The sequence below is a fragment of the Halodesulfovibrio aestuarii DSM 17919 = ATCC 29578 genome (assembly GCF_000384815.1).
Lineage (GTDB): Bacteria > Desulfobacterota > Desulfovibrionia > Desulfovibrionales > Desulfovibrionaceae > Halodesulfovibrio > Halodesulfovibrio aestuarii.
Window position 1 is genome coordinate 106,728 of record NZ_ARQF01000021.1, and the last position, 21,400, is coordinate 128,127.

Below are 21,400 nucleotides of genomic sequence, written 5' to 3' on the forward strand. Positions count from 1 at the left end.
AAAAAAGTGTGCCCTTAGTTACTGTGTAGCTAAGGGCGTTTTTATTTACCATTCTTCAGAACCGGCATTTTTTAGATCAACAGCGATGCAGCGTAACAGACCATAATCATATTTACCTTGCAGCGCCGTGTGCGCTCCTTTTATGCCTGTTCCTGTACCGATAGCTGCGGCAACTTCTGCGCGCACAGATTCTATTTCCTCAGCGGTAAACTGCGCTGTGACCGCGGCAAGTTCAATCTTACCCAGCTCAACAGCCCGGGCAATATGACCATAAATGGTACCCTCGACGAGGTTTCGTTCAGCGGCAACTTGATGGATATCTCCATGTTTTTTGAACAGGTCGATAGATTTTTGAACAGTATCAGTAATCGTTTTCCCGGCTTCTTTCTTTTTTTGTTTTTCAATAGCCCGTTGCGGCAGTGGCGGAAGTGATTCAGGTCTGCCGTGTTCTGCTTCAAAGTTAAGAAGTACGGCCAGCATAAGATCACCATACATGGCAAGTTTAGTTTGCCCGATACCGTGTATGTTGCACAGATCGTCTTTTTTATTCGGTCGGTAGGCCACAAGTTCCAGAAGCGTCTTATCTGGCAGCACGGAGTACGGTGGAATGTTTTGTTCGCGCGATATCCGTGTACGTTCCAGTTTGAGCAGATCAAGCAGCAGATTTGCATCAGGAAGACGCAATGCGTCCTGCATAGCTGCGTCAGTCTCTTTTTTGCTGACATGCTTAACAGCTGTTACAGAGAGGGAGTCTCGACGTAGAGAAACGGTTTTTTCACCGCGTAGAATAAGCCAGCTAGTGTCGTTGAGTCTTAGGCTGCCGTTTTCCGGATCAGACTCAAGCATCTGTAAGGCTACAAGTTGCCTGAATACGCCTTTCCACGTCTCTTTTCCTAGCTCTTTGCCGCAGGCGAATGTCTTTATGTGGTTGTGCTCATGTTCAGAAACACGTTTTGTCAGATTGCCGGTTAAGATATCTGTAAGGTGTGTCGCACCGAAACGCTGGCCGGTTCTATAGACGCAGGACAGAGCTTTTTGCGCTGCAATGGTGCCGTCCCAAGTTTCAACAGGGTACAGGCAGGTATCGCAGTTGCCGCATTTTTCATCACGGTGTTCTCCAAAGTAGGAGAGAATAACATTGCGGCGGCATTCGGTGGTTTCTACGAAGCCGAGTAGAGAGCTAAATTTGTGTTGTTCTATGATGGCGCGGTTCGTTGATGAACGTGAAATCATCCGGCGTGCAAGTACGATATCTTGCAAGTTGTACAGAAGTAGCGCGTCTGCCGGAAGGCCGTCACGGCCTGCACGACCAGTTTCCTGATGATATGCTTCAAGACTTTTCGGTAATCCGAGATGAACCACAAAACGTACGTTCGGCTTGTTCACGCCCATTCCGAATGCAATGGTTGCAACCATGATGACGTTTTCTTCCATCATGAACTTTGACTGGTTGTGGTTGCGCTGGATGGCGCTCATACCTGCATGATATGGTAGAGCATTGAACCCTGCTTCTGTAAGCTTTGTAGCAATATCTTCGACTTTTTTTCGAGACTGACAATAGACAATGCCGGATTCATCTTTGTAGCTGCTGCGGATAAAGCTGAAAAGTTGATCAAGCCCGCGTTCGCGATTTTGGATGGAATAGGTGATATTAGGACGGTCAAATCCAGTCGCGAATACAGGAGCCTGCTGGAGGTGCAGCTGTTCTGCAATGTCTTTGCGGGTAGGGTCATCAGCTGTCGCTGTGAGAGCGATGAGCGGAACATGTGGAAAGCGTTCGCGCAGAATAGAAAGACGCGTGTATTCCGGTCTGAAATCATGCCCCCATTGGGAAACACAGTGTGCTTCATCAATGGTAAACAAAGCTGGCTGAATGTTATCGAGCAGCGCAAGAAATACGGGAGTAACAAGGCGTTCTGGAGCAACATACAACATGTCCAATTTGCCGTTGCGTAGTTCCTGCTCAACCATGCTTTGTTCTTGCGGACTTTGGCTAGAATTGAGAAAGGCTGCCCGTACACCCATTTGCACAAGTTCATTAACTTGGTCCTGCATAAGCGCGATCAGTGGGGAAACGATAATTCCTGTGCCGGTACGAACGATGGATGGCAGCTGGTAGCACAGTGACTTACCGCTTCCTGTAGGCATGATAACAAGTGCATCACCACCGTCGATCATGTGGTTGATGATTTCTTCCTGTTTACCTCTGAAATCTCTAAATCCGTACGTAGTCCGGAGAATGTCTAATGGAGTCTGGTTCATTGTTCCCTCTTGTGTGCGGGAAGATAGCGTATGAACGTTTGGTTAGCAAAGCATTTGAGGAAAGCTGGCTGCTTGTCTACAGTTTGCTGTTATCTTGTCACGTGACTATTTTTTATCGGCCCATGAATAATTCAGAAACCATCCTGTAGAGCACATAAATGAATGTTTCGGGCAGTCTTCAAGGGTCAGATAGTCGGGGGATTCCGGAAGTTCAGCTTTGGTGATAATTTTTCCACGGCACCGGCAGCCGAGTGAGTAAGGAGGGAGCAGGGAAATAAGATCCGGGTGCGACGCCGGAATAATTTTCCCGCTTAGTTTTTCACATGTAATGCAGGCTTCCTGGTCCGCTGGAATATCACCAACACGGTCAACTGTAATTTGCAGATATAACTCTTTGTTTTCAAACAAACGTCGCATGTTTTGCAAATGGGCAGATCTCCACGCCATTACGTTATCCATAAAGACATTGATGTCTTCGGAAGACGCATCGTGTTCTTCCATAAGCAACCAGATAACCTCACCGGAAAGGCGGGAGAACAAGGGATGAATATTGGAAAGAGTTTTGTCGTCGGTTTGCATAATGAAGATCCCTTAAAAAGATTGAGGCGGTGAATGTTATTCACCGCCTCAATTGATGATATGATCAGTGGACGCTTTGGGCTACCAAAAGTAGCGATGAGAGTCCAGCATGGTGCCAGCGTGATGCTGACCTTTTTGTAACCTCCTCGGACTTATTCGGTGAAAGCCAGCGGGATAATATCTTGAACGTGTGCGGCTGTATGTACTTTAATTTTCTTGAGTAAGTCAGCCGGAACATCCTCAAGGTCTTTTTCGTTCTGTTTCGGAATGCAAACCTGATGCAAACCTCGGGCGACTCCGGCAAGAATTTTTTCTTTGATGCCGCCAACAGGAAGAACTCTTCCGCGCAGTGTAATCTCGCCTGTCATACACAGATCATGATTTACAGGCTTGCCAGTAAGAGCAGAGATAAGTGCAATAAGCAGGGTAACACCGGCTGAAGGGCCATCTTTAGGTGTTGCACCGGCAGGAACATGAATATGGATGTCATGCTTATCAAGGAAGTCGGCATCAATATTTAGTTCTTCTGCGTTTGCTCGGGCATAGCTGAGAGCTGCCTGAGCAGATTCTTTCATAACATCGCCAAGCTGACCTGTAAGTGTCAGTTTTCCTTTACCCTTCATAAGGGTAACCTCGATGTTGAGAATTACGCCACCGTATGGAGTCCATGCAAGTCCCTGCGCAACACCGGGAATCATTTCAGTATCTTTTTCTTCATCGATGAAGCGTGGGATACCGAGCAGCTTCTGGAGTGTTTTAGCTGTCACCTTGTATGGACCTGCGGTGCCTTCTGCCTTTTGACGGGCAAGTTTGCGGCACACTGAGCCAATTTCGCGTTCAAGGTTACGCAAGCCTGCTTCGCGCGTGTATTCTTCAATAATTTTAGAGAGGACACTGTCCGGAATAGAAACTTCATCTTTCTTCAAGCCGTTTTCTTCTGCCTGACGAGGCAGCAGGTAGCGACGAGCAATGCGTGTTTTTTCCTGCATGGTGTATCCGGGGATCTGGATAATTTCCATGCGGTCACGTAACGGACCCGGAATCGTGTCCAGCTGGTTTGCGGTGCAGATAAACATAACTTTGGACAGATCAAACGGTACGTTTAAGTAGTGATCTGAGAAATTGTTGTTCTGTTCTGGATCAAGCACTTCCAGTAATGCGGAAGAAGGATCGCCTCTGAAGTCGGAGCCAAGCTTGTCAATTTCATCCAGCATGATAACAGGGTTGCGTGTACCCATAAGTTTCATGGTCTGAATGATACGACCCGGCATAGCGCCAACGTAGGTGCGGCGGTGGCCTCGGATTTCTGCTTCATCGCGCATACCGCCAAGGGAAATACGCTGGAATTTGCGACCAAGAGAACGGGCAATGGAACGTCCAAGAGACGTTTTACCAACCCCCGGAGGGCCCGCAAAGCAAAGGATAGGTCCTTTTGATTTTGGATTAAGCTTGCGTACAGAAAGGTATTCAAGGATACGGTCTTTAACCTTTTCAAGGCCGTAGTGGTCTTCGTCCAAAATCTCCTGCGCCTTGAGGATATCAAGGCGGTCGCGGGAAAGTTTTTTCCAAGGCAACTCTGAGAGCCACTCAAGGTAGTTGCGCACAACGCTTGCTTCGGAAGACTCTGGATGCATACTGGTAAGACGGCGTAACTGTTTAGTAGCTTCTTTACGAACATCCTTAGGAAGCCCTGCTTTATTCAGTGCTTCTGCTAGTTCTTCAGCTTCTTCTTCAACGCCTTCTCCCTCGCCGAGCTCCGTGCGGATAGCTTTAAGCTGCTCGCGCAGGTAGTAGTCACGTTGGGCTTTGTCCATGCCTTCACGAGCCATAGACTGAATGCGTGCCTGTACATTGGCAACCTCAGATTCTTTCTGGAGTTGCTTATTTACGCGCTCAAGGCGTTCAATCGGGTCATTGCATTCGAGAATCGCTTGTGCGTCTGGTACTTTTAGACGCAGATTCGCTGCAATCAAATCTGCAAGGCGACCCGGATCATGCACTGTGTTGAGAACAGACATGATCTCGGATGTTGCTACACCGCGTAAAGAAAGAATTTCCTCACTTTGTTCGCGGACTGCACGCATCATCGCTTCTGTCTCAACGGAAACTTCTTCGATTTCAATCTCTTCAAGCCCGTTTACTTCAGCCATCAGGTACGGATCTGTGCTGGTGAAGTGTTCAATTTTTGCACGGCTTACACCTTGCACGAGCACCTTCAGGCGGCCGTCAGGCATTTTCAGCATGCGCATGATCATTACAACGGTACCAGTTGTGTGCAAATCTTCTGGTGAGGGATCTTCTGTGCCTTCTTCTTTCTGTGTTGTAATCATCATGTAGCGGCTGCCGTTAAGGGCGGCGTCTACAGCCTGAATTGATTTTTCGCGCCCGACAAAGAGCGGAAGAATCATGTAGTTGAATACAACTATATCGCGGACCGGAAGTACTGGAAGTTCTGCAGGAAATTCCGGTAATGTTCCGTCAGCTTCGTGTTCTAACACGCCGGAAAGAACTTCTTCTTCGGTTATGATCGGTGTGCTGTTCATCATATCTTCGGTCATCGGTGCCCTCCAAGCTGGGCAGAAACGGTGTTATATATTTCTCTGCCATAGCCACGGCAGTAAAATCCAATTAATGCATGGTAAACCTTGAAAGTGGTTCCCGTAAATTTGTATCACATAGCGAAACATTGGCAACGTGGCTGTTAACTGGACCTTGCCAGAGTTCTTTTTCAAATTGCTGCAGTGTTGCAATATCACCTTCTGCAACAAGCTCTACACTTCCATCAGGACGATTGCGTACCCAACCGCGTAGCCCGAACAAAGATGCTGTGTGGTGTGTCCAGTATCGGAATCCTACCCCTTGCACTTTCCCCGTTACTATATAGCGCTGTCTGGCCATGATACGCCTCCTTTGGAAGTTGTTACATGTGTCCCTCATCTTTTAGGCTGTAGTAGGTGTCGGCAGTAATAATAAGGTGGTCGAGTAGTCTGATACCTAAGATGCGCCCAGCCTGAGCAATATGCCGTGTTATCTCTATATCCGGAGAAGATGGTGTAAGGTTTCCACCCGGATGGTTGTGGACAATTACTAATGAGCTGGCTTTGCGTTGTAATGCCTGCTCCATGAGTTCTCTGGGGTAGATCATGGTGGTATTAACTGTCCCTGTTGAAATTCTTTCCCAGGAGAGAAGTCTGTTCTGGTTATCTAAGAAGGCAGCCCAGAATTCTTCTTTTTCTTTTCGACCTAATCTGGTTCGCGCCATCTCTGCTACTTCAGCAGGGCTTGAAAGCTGTTTCTTCTCTGTAATGCCGGATTCCATGTATCGGGAGAAAAGTTCCCGCAGCAGTTTCCAATGGCTTATAAGAGAGTCTCCAAAGCCTTTGAGTTGGCGCAGGTCTTCATCCTGCGCATCAAGTACGCCTCGTAGTGTTCCAAAACGGTTTAATAATTCTTTTGCAAGTGGCTTTGTATCGGAACGTAAAATTACCGTACCAAGTACCAGCTCCAGAATTTCGTAATCCGCTAGCGACTGCTCGTCTTTATGTAATTTTTCGCGCAGACGTTTTCTGTGTCCATGATAGTGAGCTTTTTCTGTCATAATAAACAGGAATTGCGACGTGGCAAGCGGTAACAGGTGAATTTTAATTATATTTCAACAAAAAAAGGGCATCAGGTAGAAAAAAAGAGACCGAAAACGGAAAAGGGGGTGTAAAAAGTCTATTTTTGCGGGGCAAAAAGAGCAAGAAGGCCGGCAACTAATATTTCCATTGCCTGCTCTGGCTTGCGTTCACCAGTTTTAATCCCCATTTCAGCTTCAAGAGCCAAATCCCATATCTTCGAAAGTCGTACAGGTCCAAGATTCGTGGCAAGTCGCTTTTTCTGTTGGATAACGCCGGATGGTAACCGTACAGTTTCTCCGGCATACAGTTGCCATAATATACGAGCTTCGCGCAGGAGCATGGCAAGGAAAGAGAAGATCATAGCGTCACCTGCGGCCTGACTGGATATCACCTTTTTCCAAACTTTATCTGGCATCTTTCCTGACTGCAGTGCGTTAATGAACGCGAATATGTCCATTTCAGTATCGTTTGAAATATCGGTAAGATGCTCAACCGTGATAGTTCGTGAGTCTCCAGCCGCAAGCGCGAGTTTGTCTAACTCATTTTTTGCTGCGGACGCATCCTGCGGCAGAACTTGTGACAGAGCGTGTACGGTCTTGGGCTCAATTGTTATTGTATTTTTAGCTGCCCACTGTTCAATAAAGCCGCGCATGGCACGTTCCGTGAGCCCCGCAGATTGCCAAATCCATGCCTTTGTTTCTGCAAGGTTCCAACATGGAAGTTTTTTAACAGCAGCAGGAATCTTGGGTTTACCTCTGTCGTACGGTGCTTCAAGACAAATTATAACCCATGCCAGCGGATTGAATTGTCCTAAGTTTGTGCTTAATTTGCGCCATGTATCAATGGGCAGATTTTGTGCGTTACGAATTATGAGCACCTTGGGTGAGGCAAAGAGCCCTTGCAGAGTAAGATTTTCCCAGAAGGCGGGCGGTAAACCTTCATCACTCCAGTATACATGTTTTCCCCACGTCCCTTCGGGGGCCGGGTTCTCTTGCAACAGGGTGTCGATGTAGTTTTTCGTCAGCTGAATGTCCGGGCAGACACAAATGGAAAATCCGGGTCTTGGCATGGTTTGTCCTGTTTTCTCTTCTTCAAAATAGGGCAGCAAGCACTACTAGTAGTCTTTGCTCTGGATAGAAATGATATTAATGGGATAGTGCAACGCTATCAACATAAGAGGCTCGAAGTCATAACTCCGAGCCTCTTTATATACAATGGTATTGCGTTGGTCTACGGTCTTAATTGCAATGTTAGAATGTATTGCGCATTTTATCGACCATTTTATGGACGAGTAGGTTTGTAATTTGAGTACCTGCAAGACGTGCGTCAGATACGGGATAAGATCTGGAAAGTCCTGTATTGCCTGATGTCCATACTAGTTCGTTCTTGCTATCGTATACTACTGCACTAAACCTAAGAGAGACTGTATACTCAAGAGTTTCGTCCTTAGTTCCAAGCACACGACTGCGAATGGTGAATTTTTCAATATTAATGACCATGCTGTAATCAGCAGATTCTGAACCAGTCATAATCGCAATATTTCTGTTAGTAATTTCGTCATACATGCTGGAACGGACAATCTGGTTAATCCACGGGTAGATTGTAGCGTTTTTAACTTCTCTAATGCGCATTGTAGAGGAACCGTTGCCCAAGATGCTTGGCTGATTGTTAGTCAGGGAGTATCCGCAACCCGTGAGGGAAAGAGATGCAAGGAGACAAAGCACAGCAAGAATGCGGGAAGCAGAGGATAATGTAGGAAGCGTCATACCAAGGTTCCTGTGTTATTGTTTGTGTCGAAAAAAGAAAATACCATTGGCCAACTCCACATAAGGAAAGTGATACCAACACGATAGTTGATATCAGATGAAGTGTGATTACGTCTAGCTTCGGATGCACTTTACGGGTAAATAGATGTCGTAAAAGTTAGTTACGGTATAAAAGAAGTTATGTTTTAAAAAGTGGATTGGAGTCTATATGCAAATTTGGGTAGATGCGGATGCGTGCCCTAAGGTCATTAAAGAGGTTTTATTCAAAGTTGCTGTACGGCGTAAAGTCAAAACAACGCTTGTCGCCAATAGCCATGTTTCTGTCCCTTCTTCACCTCATGTCGATTTTATCCGTGTAGGGGCAGGATTTGATGTGGCGGATGATGAGATTGTGAAACTTGCGAGTATGGGAGATCTTGTTGTTACAGCTGACGTTCCACTTGCAGATAAAATTGTGGAGAAGGGGGCAACCGCATTGAACCCTCGAGGTCAACTGTACACAGAAGACAATATTAAAGGTTTGCTTCGTATGCGTCATCTTATGGAAGAACTTCGAAGCGGCGGTATGGTCTCTGGCGGCCCAGCCCCACTTGGTGCGCGTGATAAGCAGGAATTTACTAACCAGCTTGATAAATTTGTAACGCGTAGGCTGAAAGAAGAAGAGTAGACATTTATTTTTAGAATGATCATGAAGCTGCGTCACATGGGAGATTCCGGTGTTGCAGCTTCCTCTTATAAAAAATTTAAAAGGCTCCTGAATATGTATTCAGGAGCCTTTTGTCTATTCAGAGGATGGGGGTTCGTCTTTCTTGCGTTTTTTCTTCGAAAAGGGATGGGATAGTAACTTTTTCGTTTGTACTGTGACGGAAGACATTTTCTTACCGGATTTTTGTACACCCCGTTTAACTTTTACATCTGCATTGCTCATAGCGGTTCCAGCCTTTTTACCAACGAAGAGTATTCCATTTACTGTTGATGAGGCAGCAACGCTTACCCCGTTTGTTGCTGAACTTGCGACGGAAGAGGCAGCAGAGGCCACACTGGAAATACCTCCGGTTACTGTAGTTGCAGTAGCTGAAAGTCCCTTGCCAGCACCTTCTGCCGCTGCGGCTGCACCTTTCGTAGCTGTTGTTGCAGCAACTGAAACGCCTTTTGTTGCTGCGGAGGTTGCTGTTACAACCCCGCTTGCAACGCTACCGACTGCACTTCTGGAAGTCTGTTTGAGCACTTTTCCTGCATTTGATGCTCCTGTCATAACTTTTTCAGTGGTGCCGGAAACCCTTTCACGTGTTGTACGAAGTTTTTCCTTTTTTCCTTTTATAGGTTCAGATGTGCTATCTGAACAATTTTTAGTTGCACTGTCTAAGTCAGACTGAGAAGAAGAGGCGATACCACGGACAGCATCCCAGGCTTTTGCCATACTGCGTTTTACTGTTTTGGATGCTCCGGAAATAAGTGATTGAGCAACTGTCGAAATAGTATCTCCGGATGTTCGCATGAACATGGCCGCAGCTTCCCGTGTGGCAGACCTGCGCTGTTCTTTTTTGCTGAGTAAGTCTTTGTCGGTATAAATGCTCATATAATTACGGGCGATAATACCGCAGCGCATGGTGAGGAGAGCATTCATTGAGCCATCAAGGATAGAGGCCGTAACAACAGATGCAACAGCCTGTGCGCCCGGAATACTTCCCATAACAGAGGTCGCTACGAGCGGACCGACTATTTGTTGCGTGTATTCTTCCACAACAATATCTTCTATCGCACCAGCAAAGAAGGCCGTTGCAGCAACGTTTTTATAGAGTGATATGAGGTCGCCCATGTGCGGACGCTGTGCATACAGTTTCGTAATTTTGTAGATAAGGTGTGTAATAAGGGCGAACACAATAAGTGTGTCCAATTTCCCGTTTTGTGCCGTTGCTGTACCGACGAAGACTCGTTTAGAGGTTTCTTCAATAAGACGATTTGCTTCAGTTTTAAGCGCAGTAATACTATCTTCAATTTCTTGTTCTGTTTTGCATGAACATCGCTGATTTTTGAGAAAGAGATTTTGTTGCAAACGGTCAATATACGCATGACGATACTCTTGGATTTGCTCTTCTGTCGGGTCTTGAGGAATAATAAGCGGTTTCGGAAAGACAAATAAGGAAAGGCCGAAATAGGTGAGTACCCCGAAGCACAGGGTAGAGAGTGACCAGAACACTACAGAAACATACGCAGGATTAATGTAAGCAACCACGTCTGCAATTGTGCGAATACCGGAAAGCAATAACGAAGCAAAAGCTATGGAAATAATAGCGCAAAAAATGAAGAGAATAATTTTGATTTTTGAATGCATTGGTGGAATCCAAAATGTCCATGCTGTAAAGCACGGGATGAAATTGTGCGTTCTATTTCTAATACCTCGCGCATTGCTTTCAGAAAGTGAAGTACTTTTTTGTCCCTGAAGACTGGGGTGATTCGTACGCGAACAAGAGTTCTTCCTAGTACGCTATTTTATGCGCACCCCATCCTTTATCTTATTTTCAATGTGGTGAAAACTTTCTGAAATGAACAATAAAAAAGAGCTACCCTATACAGTTAGGGCAGCCCTTTTTATATTCAGAAAGAGTCGTAGTTCGCCAGAGGTTCGCCGGAAAAACGCCGAGCCGAAGGCAATATAGACTAGTTTGCTACGATGTTGACAAGCTTGCCGGGAACAACGATCACTTTGCGGATAGTTTTTCCTTCGATGTGCTTCATAACGTTTGTGTCGTTTTTAGCGAGTGCTTCGACTTCGTCTTTGCTTGCAGATGCAGGCACTTCAAGGCGAGCACGAACTTTACCGTTGACCTGTACAACAACGGTAAGCACATCTTTGACCATTGCTTCTTCGCTGTATGTTGGCCACAGAGCGTGTACGAGACGTTCGCTGTGTCCAAGCTGTTCCCAAATTTCTTCACAAAGGTGTGGGGTGAATGGGGACATCAGGTTGATAACGGTACTGATTGCAGAGGAGAGAACTTTGCGACCTTTTTCGTCATCTTTTAGCACGTCTTTAGCGAGGTAGAGCTCGTTCACCAGTTCCATGATTGCTGCAATAGCGGTGTTGAACTGGAAGCGCTGTTCGATGTCATCGCCAGCTTTTTTAACGGTTTCATGCTCTTTAAGACGGATAGCTTTTGCTTCTTTGCAAGTGCAGTCATCAGCAGTGGAAGAACAAGGGGTAACCGCAATCAGTTCGCCTTCGAGTTCTTCAATGAGACGCCAGATACGGTTTACAAAACGGAAAGAGCCATCGATACCCGTTTCAGACCATTCGAAGTCACGTTCAGGTGGCGCTGCAAAGAGACAGAAAAGACGAACCGTGTCCGCACCGTAGCGTGCGATCATTTCGGTCGGGTCAACAACGTTACCTTTAGACTTGGACATCTTGGAGCCATCCATGAGTACCATGCCCTGAGTGAGCAGGTTCGCAAATGGTTCGTCAAAATCTAAGTAGCCGCAGTCACGCAGAGCTTTTGTAAAGAAGCGTGCGTAGAGCAGGTGAAGAATTGCGTGTTCAACACCACCGATGTACTGATCAACTGGTGCCCAGTAGTTAAGAGCTTCCGGAGTAAACGGAGCTTCGTGATTCTGCGCGTCAGTGTAACGTGCAAAGTACCATGAGGATTCGACAAACGTATCCATGGTGTCAGTTTCGCGACGTGCAGGTTTGCCGCATTTAGGGCAGGTGCAGTCTACAAACTCAGGAGTGTCTGGAAGCGGAGATCGACCATCTGTATGAGTCTGTACGTTCAGTGGCAGTTCAATAGGAAGATTTTCTTCTTTTTCAGGAACAATGCCACACTCGTCACAGTATACAACAGGGATTGGAGCACCCCAGTAGCGCTGACGGGAGATGTTCCAGTCGCGCAGGCGGTAGTTGACTGTTTTTTCGCCACAGTTGTTTTCCTGCAGCCAAACAGCAACTTTTTCTTTGCCCTCTTCGTTAGTCAGGCCGGTGAATTCGCCGGAGTTTATCATCATGCCCGGTGTAGAAACTGCTTCGGTCATAGTGGCCGGATCAAGTTCTTCACCTTCTGGTTGAATAACTACGTGAAGAGGCAGGTCGTATTTACGGGCAAATTCAAAGTCACGCTGATCATGTGCCGGCACTGCCATAACAGCACCTGTGCCGTAATCGACAAGGACGAAGTTCGCAACGTATACAGGAACCTTTGCGCCGTTTACCGGGTTGATGCAGTAGGCACCAGTGAAGATGCCTTCTTTTTCGAGATTGTCAGAAGTACGCTCAATGCGATCCATATTGGTGATTCGTTTTACGAATGCGCGTACGTCATCAGCATGCTCTGTACCTTCAATAAGTTTTTCCACCATTGGGTGTTCTGGTGCGAGGCTCATGAAGGAAACACCGAATACGGTATCCGGACGGGTTGTGAAGACTGGGATAATTTCTTCGGAATTTTCAACTTTAAACTGGATTTCAGCACCGATAGATTTACCGATCCAGTTTTCCTGCATGGAGATAACGCGATCCGGCCAGCCACCTTTAAGCTTTTCAAGGTCGGCAAGCAGTTCTTCTGCGTAGTCTGTGATTTTAAGGAACCACTGTGCGAGGTCACGTTGTTCTACAACAGAGTCGCAACGCCAGCAAAGGCCGTCTTCAACCTGCTCGTTAGCAAGAACAGTGTTACAAGTAGGGCACCAGTTCTGAGCCTGACGCTTACGGTAGAGCAAACCCTTTTCAAGGAATTTGAGGAAGAATAACTGTTCCCAGCGGTAGTATTCTTTATCGCAGGTGGCAAGCTCTCGACGCCAATCGAAAGAGTAACCGAGGCGTGAAAGCTGGTTACGCATATTGTCGATGTTGGAGTGAGTCCACTTTGCAGGGTGGATGTTGTTTTTGATAGCGGCGTTTTCTGCAGGAAGACCGAAAGCATCCCAGCCCATAGGATGCATTACGTTTTTGCCTTTCATACGCATAAAACGTGCTACGACGTCACCTAGGGAGTAGTTGCGAACATGACCCATGTGAATGTTGCCCGAAGGGTACGGGAACATCTCCAGCACATAGTGTTTAGGTTTGTCCGATGTGTGATCGGTGTGAAAATCGCCGTTGGTAGCCCAAGTTTGCTGCCACTTAGTTTCTATGGCTTGCGGATCATATTTCATTGCCGACAGTTCCTTTGATCTTTCGCTCATTAAAAAGGTCTGTTGCTGATGATGTGGCTTAGAGAGATGGCTTCTGCGGCAAGGACTTTGCCCTGCATCCGCAAGGGGGATGCCCTCTTAACCTCGTCTACAAAAGGTTCCAGCGTGAAATTGTGCATGGGGGCCTTTATGTATGTAAACAACAGATTTTGATTCTTATAAAATATATTTAGTTACGCAGATATTTTTTTGTCCGTTTGGAACAATTTAAAGAGTCTGGAACTTCATATTTATTTTTAATGCCTTGCAATACAAAACTACCTGTCCTTCGGCAAGAGAAGGAAGAGCTGTTTTACGCAAAAATGTTATTTTTAACAGGAGATGCCCGGACTTCTTGAAAAAGGAGTCCGGGCATAAAAAACGCTATATATGAAGGCGACTGAAAAAAAGATACATAAGGAAGCCTACGTCGTAATTATCGGGGAGAAGCCTCGTGTAATTGCGGTCGAGAGTTTTTACTCTTGCAGGTCTAGGGCAGAGCCAGCCGTTGGAGACGTTCTTATGTATATTTTAATTTCTTAGTACTTAAGTTCCAGTGTGCCTTCTTCTAAAGCTTTTGCAGCAGCGTCTAGTAGACCGTTAACAAAAGGACGAGAACGGTCATCACCATACTGCTTTGCAAGTTCGATAGCTTCGTTAATTGCAACTTTGGGTGGAATATCTTCACGGTAGAGCATTTCAAAAACTGCAAGGCGAAGCAGAGTGATTTCAATTTTACCAATACGTTCCACTTTCCAGTGGCGGGAAAATTGAGAGATCACATCATCGAGAGCGCGGTAGTTGCTCCATACGCCTTCGATAAGTTCCCAAGTGAAGCCTTCCGGCTGGCACTGGGCTTCCGGCTTGTCAGCATTGTCAGGGGAAGTCATGTAGGCTTCCTGCAAAGCTTCAATAGTCATAGCCGGAGAGAAGTTTAAGCCGTACAAAAATTGGAAAGCTTGTGCACGTGCCAACTTGCGTGGTATTTTCTTTGGTTTATTAGCCATATATTACAATTGCTCCAGAACACGGTATGTTTCAAGCATGGCGGAAGCGGCTTCAACGCCTTTGTTACCACCTTTGGAGCCTGCGCGTTCAATTGCTTGTTCGAGGGAATCACAGGTGAGCAGACCGAAACCGACAGGAATGCCGGAATCAAGGCTTACCTGAGCAAGGCCCTTTGCACATTCATTACATACGAAATCAAAATGAGGAGTGGCGCCGCGAATAACTGCGCCGAGTGCTACTATGCCATCATATTTACCGCTTGCAGCCAGCTTTTTAGCAGCGATTGGCATTTCAAATGCTCCCGGAAGCTTAACAATAGTCATATTTTCGCGGTCACCGCCATTACGGGCGAGGTAATCTACTGCGCCACCAACAAGACGATCAACAACAAAGTCGTTGAAACGGGTTGCGATGATTGCAATTTTAAGACCTTTAGCGTCGAACTGACCTTCGATAGTTTCAATATGCAGCATGGTATAATCTCCTTCTTGAGACCTACTTTTACTCCAGCAGCAAAAGTGGGTCGATAAGTATAGAACAAGCTCCCTAGCCCTGAAAAGAACTATTTTTAGGGCTAGGGAGCATATTGTTAATTTGAACGATGGTTATTACTTGGAATCATTAAGATGTTCAAGCATGTGTCCCATTTTTTCTTTTTTGGTGCGCAGGTAGTCTTCGTTGAATTCGCAGGCGTTCATTTCAATCGGAACACGTTCTACAACTTCAATTCCGTATCCTTCAATACCAACAATCTTTTTAGGGTTATTGGTCATCATGCGCATCTGGCGTACGCCGAGGTCAACCAGCATCTGTGCGCCGATACCGTAGTCACGAAGATCAGCTTTAAAGCCGAGTTTCTCGTTTGCTTCTACGGTGTCGTAGCCCTGATCCTGAAGGTTGTATGCTTTAATTTTGTTGGCAAGTCCGATACCGCGTCCTTCCTGACGCATGTACAGAATGATTCCCTGATCTTCTGCCTGAACTTTACACATTGCGTTTGCAAGCTGGTCGCCGCAATCACAACGCATGGAACCAAGTACGTCACCAGTGAGGCATTCACTATGTACACGAACGAGTACTGGCTTACTGGAGTCAATTGGTCCTTTAACAAGAGCAAGATGAGTTTCCGGCTCAAGTTCGTTTTCGTATGCGATGACTTTGAATTCACCATACTTGGTAGGCAGTTCTGCTTCTGCAACGCGTTTGACGGACAGTTCGTCAGGGCGCATGCGGTGGCGGATCAAATCACGGATGGTTGCGATTTTCATATCATGCTTTTTAGCAAATTCAACGAGATCTGGCATGCGTGCCATTTCGCCGTCATCTTTCATGATTTCGCAAATTACTGCTGCACCTTTTAGGCCGCCAAGTTTTGCAAGGTCCACAGAACCTTCTGTTTGGCCAGCACGAACAAGAACGCCGCCTTTCTGGGCGCGTAGTGGAAAAATATGACCCGGTGTGACAATGTCATCCGGTTGTACGTCGTTTGCAATAGCTGCAAGGATAGTTGTTGCACGGTCTTTAGCGGAGATCCCAGTGGTTACGCCAGTACGCGCTTCAATGGAAACGGTAAAGTTGGTGCCGAATTTGGAACCGTTGCGCTGGGTCATCATAGGTAAGTCAAGCTTGTCCACCCATTCCGGGGCAAGTGCAAGACAAATAAGTCCGCGACCATGTGTTGCCATAAAGTTGATAACTTCTGGTGTTACATGCTCAGCAGCAATAGTAAGGTCACCTTCGTTCTCGCGGTCTTCGTCGTCTACGAGAATAAGCATCCGACCTTTTTTGATCTCTTCAATGGCCTCTTCGGCCGTACACATAGGCATTGTCGCACCTCGTTGTATGTTCTTAAACTGCATGTCCCACGAAGCAGATTAATGAATGCGAAAATTAGAATCCATTCTTTCTGAGAAACTCTTCAGTAATAGAGCTGGGAGCAGATTTCTCCTGCGTCGCATTGGGCTGCCATGCTCCAAGCATACGCTGAACGTATTTTCCAATAACGTCCGTCTCTATATTAACACTGTAGCCCGGATTCCACTGAGCTATTGTGGTAATTTTTTGAGTTTCGGGGATTATGTTTACTTCTAGAAAACTGTTTCCACAAGCATTAACTGTAAGGCTGATTCCGTCCAGAGTCACAGAGCCTTTAGGAATAACCTGTGTCTCGAACTCCTGCGGGAAAGTAATCCTGTAGATTTTGGAAAGCCCTGCCGGACGAACAGAATCTACAGTGCCGATACAGTCAACGTGTCCACTTACAATGTGTCCGCCGAGACGGTCTCCCATTGCAAGAGCGCGCTCAAGGTTTACTTTGCTGCCGGATTTGAGTTTACCAAGGTTGGTAAGCCCCATTGTCTCAGCAGATGCATAAACAGTAAACCAGTCTGCGCCGAAATCTTCAACAGTAAGACACACACCGTTAGTCGCGATGGATTCACCGAGTACGTAGTCGGTTAATTCGCAGCGTGGCTTAATTGTAAGGCGAGTTTCTTTGCCCATATTCTGAACAGAGCGGACTTCGCCTTGCCCAAGAATGATTCCTGTGAACATGCTAAATTTCCTGTCGACGTAATGTTAGTATAACATCCTCGCCGCTAAGTTCCGTTTTGATAATTCGCAAGCGGAGCGCTTCGTCCATGGTTGCAATGGTTTTACCAGAAAAAATATCGGGTGCGCTGTGATCTCCGACAATTTTTGGAGCCATATGCAACTGAAATTCGTTAACAAGATTGTTCTCAAGAAGCGATAGTGCCAATTTTCCCCCGCCTTCGCAAAGGGTGTAGAGGCAGTTTTTTTCCTGACGCAGCCAGATAAGTCCTGCTGCAATATCAAGCTTGCCTTCGTGCTCCGGCAAACTGGTAACTAAACACCCGAGTGATGTTAGTCTGCTTGCAGCATCAGATAAGGCTGATTTTTCATTTGTCCAGAAAATAACTTGCTCAGGGCGCTCTTTCAAAAGTGTAAATTGTGCAGGATCTTCGGGAAGGTGCTTGGTAACAATTACAGCAAGCGGTTGCCGCTCAACACCTTCGAGACGACAGGTAAGTTGTGGATTATCTGCGTAGAAGGTGCCACCACCCACAATTACTGCATCAACTTTTTTTCTGAGTTCATGAACCCGTTTGCGGGATTCTTCACCGCTGATCCACTGGGAGTGACCTGTCCGTGTGGCAATTTTGCCGTCTAAAGTGGAGGCAAGCTTTAGTGTCGTGAACGGGTACGGGGTTTGAATCCAGGTGAGAAAATCGGAGACGAGGGTACGGCATTCTTCTTCAAGCATCCCTGTTTCAACAGAAACTCCGTTTTCCCGTAAAAACTCTGCGCCGCCTTTTGCTTTCGGATTCGGATCCTGCAAGCCGATAATTACACGTTTAATTCCGGCTTCCAAAATAGCTTTCGAGCACGGTGGTGTTTTGCCGTAGTGGTTGCATGGCTCAAGTGTAACATACATTGAGCAATTCTCTGGGGAAATGCCTTTCGCAGCCGCATCGTTGAGGCATTCTATTTCAGCATGTGGTTTGCCACAGGCAGTATGGTAGCCTTCGGCAACAATCTGTCCATGCTGAACAAGTACAGCACCGACTGTTGGATTGGGGGCTGCTGCACCGCGTCCTTTTTCAGCAAGAGCAATTGCCCAGCGCATAAAATGAGCATTAGGATGCTGCATCTGCGCCTCGAACTACGTGGTCGATTTTAATAAACGGTACCCCGGCTTCTTCAACCATGCCTGTGGCAAGTTCATCATTGTAGCCCTCAACATAGTAAACAGCTTTAACACCACAGTTCAGGAGCATTTTGGTGCAGATGAGGCAAGGCATTGTGGTGCAGTAAATTTCTGCTCCGGCAAGTGATACTCCGTGAACAGCAGCTTGAATGATGACATTTTGCTCTGCATGGAGTCCCCGGCACATTTCATGACGTTGACCGGAAGGGATGCCAAGTTCTGCGCGAAGACATCCAATATCAAGACAGTGGGATGTGTTTGCAGGGGCACCATTGTAGCCTGTTGCAAGGATGCGCTTGTCCTTAACTGCGATTGCACCGACTTTGCGGCGAGTACATGTGGAGCGCTCGGCAACCATATAGGTGATGTCCATGAAATATTGAGGCCAAGGAAGTCGCTGTTGCATTGGTATTAACTCCAACAGGGGGTGTTTCTGATAAGATAGTATCTAAAAATTTTTCAGTGACAGATACGATAGTGGTGTCACATGCCGCAGTCAAGGCACCATATATAATTTAAAAATACACCCGAAGTATAAAGGCTGATAAATTGAAAAGTTGGACAAAAAAAAGGCCGGGGAGGCAATCCCCGGCCTTGTGCTTTTTACCAAGCAAAAAGCGGGAATTGGCGCGCAAACGCCGTGACCTGCTTGTGGATGTCAGCAAGGTATGTATCGTTGTCGATGTGCTTGAGCGCATCAATCATCCATGCTGCTACTTTCTGCATGTCTGCTTCTTTCATGCCGCGGCTGGTAAGTGCCGGAGTACCGATACGGATACCGGAAGTCACAAACGGGCTGCGAGTTTCAAAAGGCACAGTGTTTTTGTTGGTAGTAATGCCAGCTTTATCAAGCGCAAGCTGTGCATCTTTACCAGTGATGTCTTTATTGGTGAGGTCGATAAGAAGAAGGTGGTTATCTGTACCGCCGGAAACAAGGTCAAAGCCTTCATCAAGAAGAGATTGGCCAAGAGTCTTAGCGTTAGCAAGAACCTGCTTCTGATAAACCTTGTACTCAGGACGTAATGCTTCGCCGAAAGCAACAGCTTTAGCAGCAATTACATGCATGAGTGGTCCACCCTGGATTCCAGGGAAGATCTGGCTGTTTAACTTTTTCCCCAGATCTTCAGTGGAAAGAATCATACCGCCGCGTGGACCGCGAAGGGTTTTATGGGTGGTGGTTGTCGTTACGTGCGCATGTGGAACAGGAGAGTTATGCAAGCCAGCTGCAACTAAGCCTGCAATGTGTGCCATATCCACAAAAAGCTTTGCACCTACTTCGTCTGCAATTGCACGGAACTTCGCAAAATCAATTTCTCTAGGGTATGCACTCGCGCCTGCGATGATAACCGCCGGCTTGTGTTCTTTTGCAAGTTCGAGAACGTTATCATAGTCAATACGACCAGTTTCGCGGTTTACACCGTACGCTTTAACGTCAAAGAACCTGCCGGAGAAGTTCACAGGACTGCCGTGTGTAAGATGTCCCCCGTGAGAGAGATCCATACCAAGTACAGTATCGCCTGCGTTGGCGATGGCATAGTAAGCTGCCATGTTAGCCTGACTGCCGGAATGCGGCTGCACGTTAACATATTCTGCACCAAAAATTTCTTTTGCACGTTCGATAGCGATGGTTTCAGTTACGTCAACGTACTCGCAACCACCGTAGTAACGTTTGCCCGGGTATCCTTCAGCGTACTTGTGAGTGAGTACGGAGCCCTGAGTTTGACGTACAGCTGTTGATACGAAGTTTTCTGATGCGATTAATTCAAGCCCACCGGTCTGACGATCGATTTCCTGAAAAATGGAACGGCCTACTTCGGGATCTTGGATAAAAACTTCATCCATGAGTGATGCCCCTTACTATTTAAATGAGGAAGAAAAAGGGCGTACATAGCTACAAGCTGCATACGCCCCCACATTTACCCGTTGAAACGCTTGAACAGCACACTTGCGTTGGTGCCGCCAAAGCCGAAGTTGTTGCTGAGCACGTACTCAGCTTGATACTTCTCTGAACCATTCCCCATGTAGTTCAGATCGCATTCAGGGTCAGGTGTATCATGGTTTGCTGTGCCCGGAACAAGACCTTTGTCAAGTGTCAGGCAGGAGAAAACTCCTTCCATACCACCAGCAGCACCTAAAAGGTGTCCAGTCTGAGACTTGTTCGCAGAAATACGCAGTTTGTACGCATGATCACCAAAGACTTTTTTCATCGCGCCGGTTTCTGCCTTATCATTAAGAGAAGTAGAAGTTCCGTGTGCGTTGATACAGTCCACAGCATCAGTCGTGATACCAGCTTCTTCAATAGCGTCGATCATTGACTGAGCCATTCCTTCGGAATCTTCACGTGGTGCTGTCATATGGTAAGCATCACCGGTAGAACCGAAGCCCACAACTTCTGCGTAAATTTTTGCACCGCGGGCCTTTGCAGAATCATATGATTCAAGCAAGAGAAGGCCAGAGCCTTCAGCAATGATAAAGCCGGAGCGTTCTCCGTCAAATGGACGGGAGGCTTTTGTAGGCTCATCGTTACGGTTGCTGCAAAGCGCTTTAAGTGCTGTAAAGCCGGACACTCCCATAGGGGTGATAGTGGATTCTGCACCACCGGTGATGATTGCATCACAACGTCCGCTTTTGATATCTTCGTATGCATGGCCGATTGCGTGGGTACCGGATGCACAAGCACTGGTAAATACAAGGTTTGGACCCTTTGCACCAGTAAAAATAGAAACTTGCCCCGGTGCCATGTTAGAAATCAGCATTGGGATCCAGAATGGGCTGATTTTGTTCGGTCCTGCGTTTGTGAGTTTGCTATGGAAAGTTTCGATGGTGTTAAGACCACCAAGACCTACACCAAGCATAACTCCAACGCGTTTAGCATTTTCGTCTGTGATTTCGTATTTGGAGTTTTCCATGAGCTGTTTTGCACATGCAACCGCAAACTGTACGAAACGATCCATGCGGCGGGCCTGTTTTGCAGGGATATGGTCGGCCGCATTAAAATCTTTAACTTCGCCTGCAATCTGTGAAGTAAACTCGCTTGCATCAAACTGGGTGATTGGGCCGATACCGGATTCACCGGCAATCAGCTTTTCCCAGCTTGTGTCAACATCGTTCCCAAGTGGGTTAATGGTGGCAACGCCAGTTACTACTACTCTTTTTTCAGTCATATGCTTCATTCCTGGGAAAAGTGCGCTGTATAAGAGATTAATTCACCCCGCTTTTCTTTTTCGGTGCGCTGACAGCACTACCTCATTTATGTGCCATCAAAATAA

General features: G+C 46.7%; 18 protein-coding genes. 1 reads left to right on the top strand and 17 read right to left on the bottom strand.

Annotated elements, in window-relative coordinates; all coding sequences use genetic code 11:
* Positions 1–45: 45 nt before the first annotated feature.
* The 7 genes from recQ to F461_RS17755 all read right to left on the bottom strand — a co-directional run bounded on the left by recQ (position 46) and on the right by F461_RS17755 (position 8,227).
* A complete protein-coding gene (gene recQ, locus F461_RS0111175; RefSeq protein WP_020001247.1) occupies positions 46–2,262 on the bottom strand; it encodes a DNA helicase RecQ in 2,217 nt (738 codons plus the stop codon).
* A gap of 105 nt (positions 2,263–2,367) precedes the next feature.
* Positions 2,368–2,841: a hypothetical protein gene (locus tag F461_RS0111180; RefSeq protein WP_020001248.1), complete on the bottom strand. Its 474-nt coding sequence runs from the start codon at positions 2,839–2,841 to the stop codon at positions 2,368–2,370.
* A gap of 152 nt (positions 2,842–2,993) precedes the next feature.
* The gene (gene lon, locus F461_RS0111185) at positions 2,994–5,399 is read right to left on the bottom strand and encodes an endopeptidase La (RefSeq protein ID WP_020001249.1); all 2,406 of its coding nucleotides are present in this window, start codon (positions 5,397–5,399) and stop codon (positions 2,994–2,996) included.
* 70 nt (positions 5,400–5,469) lie between these two features.
* Complete coding sequence (locus F461_RS0111190; protein WP_020001250.1) at positions 5,470–5,739, bottom strand: acylphosphatase; 270 nt, start codon at positions 5,737–5,739, stop codon at positions 5,470–5,472.
* Positions 5,740–5,761: 22 nt separating this feature from the next.
* Positions 5,762–6,439, bottom strand: a complete 678-nt coding sequence (gene radC / locus F461_RS0111195) for a RadC family protein (RefSeq protein WP_020001251.1) — start codon at positions 6,437–6,439, stop codon at positions 5,762–5,764.
* Positions 6,440–6,558: 119 nt separating this feature from the next.
* Positions 6,559–7,530 (bottom strand): DNA polymerase III subunit delta, encoded by a 972-nt coding sequence (gene holA / locus F461_RS0111200; RefSeq protein WP_020001252.1) that lies wholly within the window; start codon positions 7,528–7,530, stop codon positions 6,559–6,561.
* A 181-nt stretch (positions 7,531–7,711) separates the two neighbouring features.
* Positions 7,712–8,227 (bottom strand): LPS-assembly lipoprotein LptE, encoded by a 516-nt coding sequence (locus F461_RS17755; protein ID WP_020001253.1) that lies wholly within the window; start codon positions 8,225–8,227, stop codon positions 7,712–7,714.
* A gap of 208 nt (positions 8,228–8,435) precedes the next feature.
* Here F461_RS17755 and F461_RS0111210 point away from each other — a divergent pair, with 208 nt between their 5' ends.
* Positions 8,436–8,894: a YaiI/YqxD family protein gene (locus tag F461_RS0111210; protein ID WP_020001254.1), complete on the top strand. Its 459-nt coding sequence runs from the start codon at positions 8,436–8,438 to the stop codon at positions 8,892–8,894.
* Positions 8,895–9,008: 114 nt separating this feature from the next.
* On the opposite strand, the gene F461_RS18725 is transcribed toward F461_RS0111210, so the two are convergent.
* From F461_RS18725 to fabF, 10 genes are all read right to left on the bottom strand, one after another.
* Positions 9,009–10,562, bottom strand: a complete 1,554-nt coding sequence (locus tag F461_RS18725; RefSeq protein ID WP_020001255.1) for a DUF697 domain-containing protein — start codon at positions 10,560–10,562, stop codon at positions 9,009–9,011.
* 326 nt (positions 10,563–10,888) lie between these two features.
* Positions 10,889–13,378, bottom strand: a complete 2,490-nt coding sequence (gene leuS, locus F461_RS0111220; protein WP_020001256.1) for a leucine--tRNA ligase — start codon at positions 13,376–13,378, stop codon at positions 10,889–10,891.
* Positions 13,379–13,935: 557 nt separating this feature from the next.
* Positions 13,936–14,403, bottom strand: a complete 468-nt coding sequence (nusB, locus tag F461_RS0111230) for a transcription antitermination factor NusB (protein WP_020001258.1) — start codon at positions 14,401–14,403, stop codon at positions 13,936–13,938.
* A 3-nt stretch (positions 14,404–14,406) separates the two neighbouring features.
* A complete protein-coding gene (gene ribH, locus F461_RS0111235; RefSeq protein WP_020001259.1) occupies positions 14,407–14,877 on the bottom strand; it encodes a 6,7-dimethyl-8-ribityllumazine synthase in 471 nt (156 codons plus the stop codon).
* Between the two features lie 135 nt (positions 14,878–15,012).
* Positions 15,013–16,230, bottom strand: a complete 1,218-nt coding sequence (locus tag F461_RS0111240) for a bifunctional 3,4-dihydroxy-2-butanone-4-phosphate synthase/GTP cyclohydrolase II (protein WP_020001260.1) — start codon at positions 16,228–16,230, stop codon at positions 15,013–15,015.
* Positions 16,231–16,294: 64 nt separating this feature from the next.
* Positions 16,295–16,957 (bottom strand): riboflavin synthase, encoded by a 663-nt coding sequence (locus F461_RS0111245; protein ID WP_020001261.1) that lies wholly within the window; start codon positions 16,955–16,957, stop codon positions 16,295–16,297.
* A gap of 1 nt (position 16,958) precedes the next feature.
* A complete protein-coding gene (gene ribD, locus F461_RS0111250; RefSeq protein WP_020001262.1) occupies positions 16,959–18,074 on the bottom strand; it encodes a bifunctional diaminohydroxyphosphoribosylaminopyrimidine deaminase/5-amino-6-(5-phosphoribosylamino)uracil reductase RibD in 1,116 nt (371 codons plus the stop codon).
* Positions 18,061–18,537 carry a deoxycytidylate deaminase gene (locus F461_RS0111255; protein WP_020001263.1) on the bottom strand — a complete coding sequence of 159 codons (477 nt, stop codon included), beginning with the start codon at positions 18,535–18,537 and terminating at the stop codon, positions 18,061–18,063. The genes ribD and F461_RS0111255 overlap by 14 nt, the downstream gene beginning before the upstream one ends.
* Before the next feature lie 197 nt (positions 18,538–18,734).
* A complete protein-coding gene (glyA, locus tag F461_RS0111260; RefSeq protein WP_020001264.1) occupies positions 18,735–19,973 on the bottom strand; it encodes a serine hydroxymethyltransferase in 1,239 nt (412 codons plus the stop codon).
* Positions 19,974–20,047: 74 nt separating this feature from the next.
* Positions 20,048–21,295, bottom strand: coding sequence for a beta-ketoacyl-ACP synthase II (gene fabF / locus F461_RS0111265; protein ID WP_020001265.1), 1,248 nt, complete (start codon positions 21,293–21,295; stop codon positions 20,048–20,050).
* Positions 21,296–21,400: the final 105 nt, after the last annotated feature.

Coding starts and splice junctions, on each gene's coding strand:
- recQ (WP_020001247.1), bottom strand. CDS start 2,262: ATGAACCAGACTCCATTAGACATTCTCCGGACTACGTACGGATTTAGA.
- F461_RS0111180 (WP_020001248.1), bottom strand. CDS start 2,841: ATGCAAACCGACGACAAAACTCTTTCCAATATTCATCCCTTGTTCTCC.
- lon (WP_020001249.1), bottom strand. CDS start 5,399: ATGACCGAAGATATGATGAACAGCACACCGATCATAACCGAAGAAGAA.
- F461_RS0111190 (WP_020001250.1), bottom strand. CDS start 5,739: ATGGCCAGACAGCGCTATATAGTAACGGGGAAAGTGCAAGGGGTAGGA.
- radC (WP_020001251.1), bottom strand. CDS start 6,439: ATGACAGAAAAAGCTCACTATCATGGACACAGAAAACGTCTGCGCGAA.
- holA (WP_020001252.1), bottom strand. CDS start 7,530: ATGCCAAGACCCGGATTTTCCATTTGTGTCTGCCCGGACATTCAGCTG.
- F461_RS17755 (WP_020001253.1), bottom strand. CDS start 8,227: ATGACGCTTCCTACATTATCCTCTGCTTCCCGCATTCTTGCTGTGCTT.
- F461_RS0111210 (WP_020001254.1), top strand. CDS start 8,436: ATGCAAATTTGGGTAGATGCGGATGCGTGCCCTAAGGTCATTAAAGAG.
- F461_RS18725 (WP_020001255.1), bottom strand. CDS start 10,562: ATGCATTCAAAAATCAAAATTATTCTCTTCATTTTTTGCGCTATTATT.
- leuS (WP_020001256.1), bottom strand. CDS start 13,378: ATGAAATATGATCCGCAAGCCATAGAAACTAAGTGGCAGCAAACTTGG.
- nusB (WP_020001258.1), bottom strand. CDS start 14,403: ATGGCTAATAAACCAAAGAAAATACCACGCAAGTTGGCACGTGCACAA.
- ribH (WP_020001259.1), bottom strand. CDS start 14,877: ATGCTGCATATTGAAACTATCGAAGGTCAGTTCGACGCTAAAGGTCTT.
- F461_RS0111240 (WP_020001260.1), bottom strand. CDS start 16,230: ATGCCTATGTGTACGGCCGAAGAGGCCATTGAAGAGATCAAAAAAGGT.
- F461_RS0111245 (WP_020001261.1), bottom strand. CDS start 16,957: ATGTTCACAGGAATCATTCTTGGGCAAGGCGAAGTCCGCTCTGTTCAG.
- ribD (WP_020001262.1), bottom strand. CDS start 18,074: ATGCAGCATCCTAATGCTCATTTTATGCGCTGGGCAATTGCTCTTGCT.
- F461_RS0111255 (WP_020001263.1), bottom strand. CDS start 18,537: ATGCAACAGCGACTTCCTTGGCCTCAATATTTCATGGACATCACCTAT.
- glyA (WP_020001264.1), bottom strand. CDS start 19,973: ATGGATGAAGTTTTTATCCAAGATCCCGAAGTAGGCCGTTCCATTTTT.
- fabF (WP_020001265.1), bottom strand. CDS start 21,295: ATGACTGAAAAAAGAGTAGTAGTAACTGGCGTTGCCACCATTAACCCA.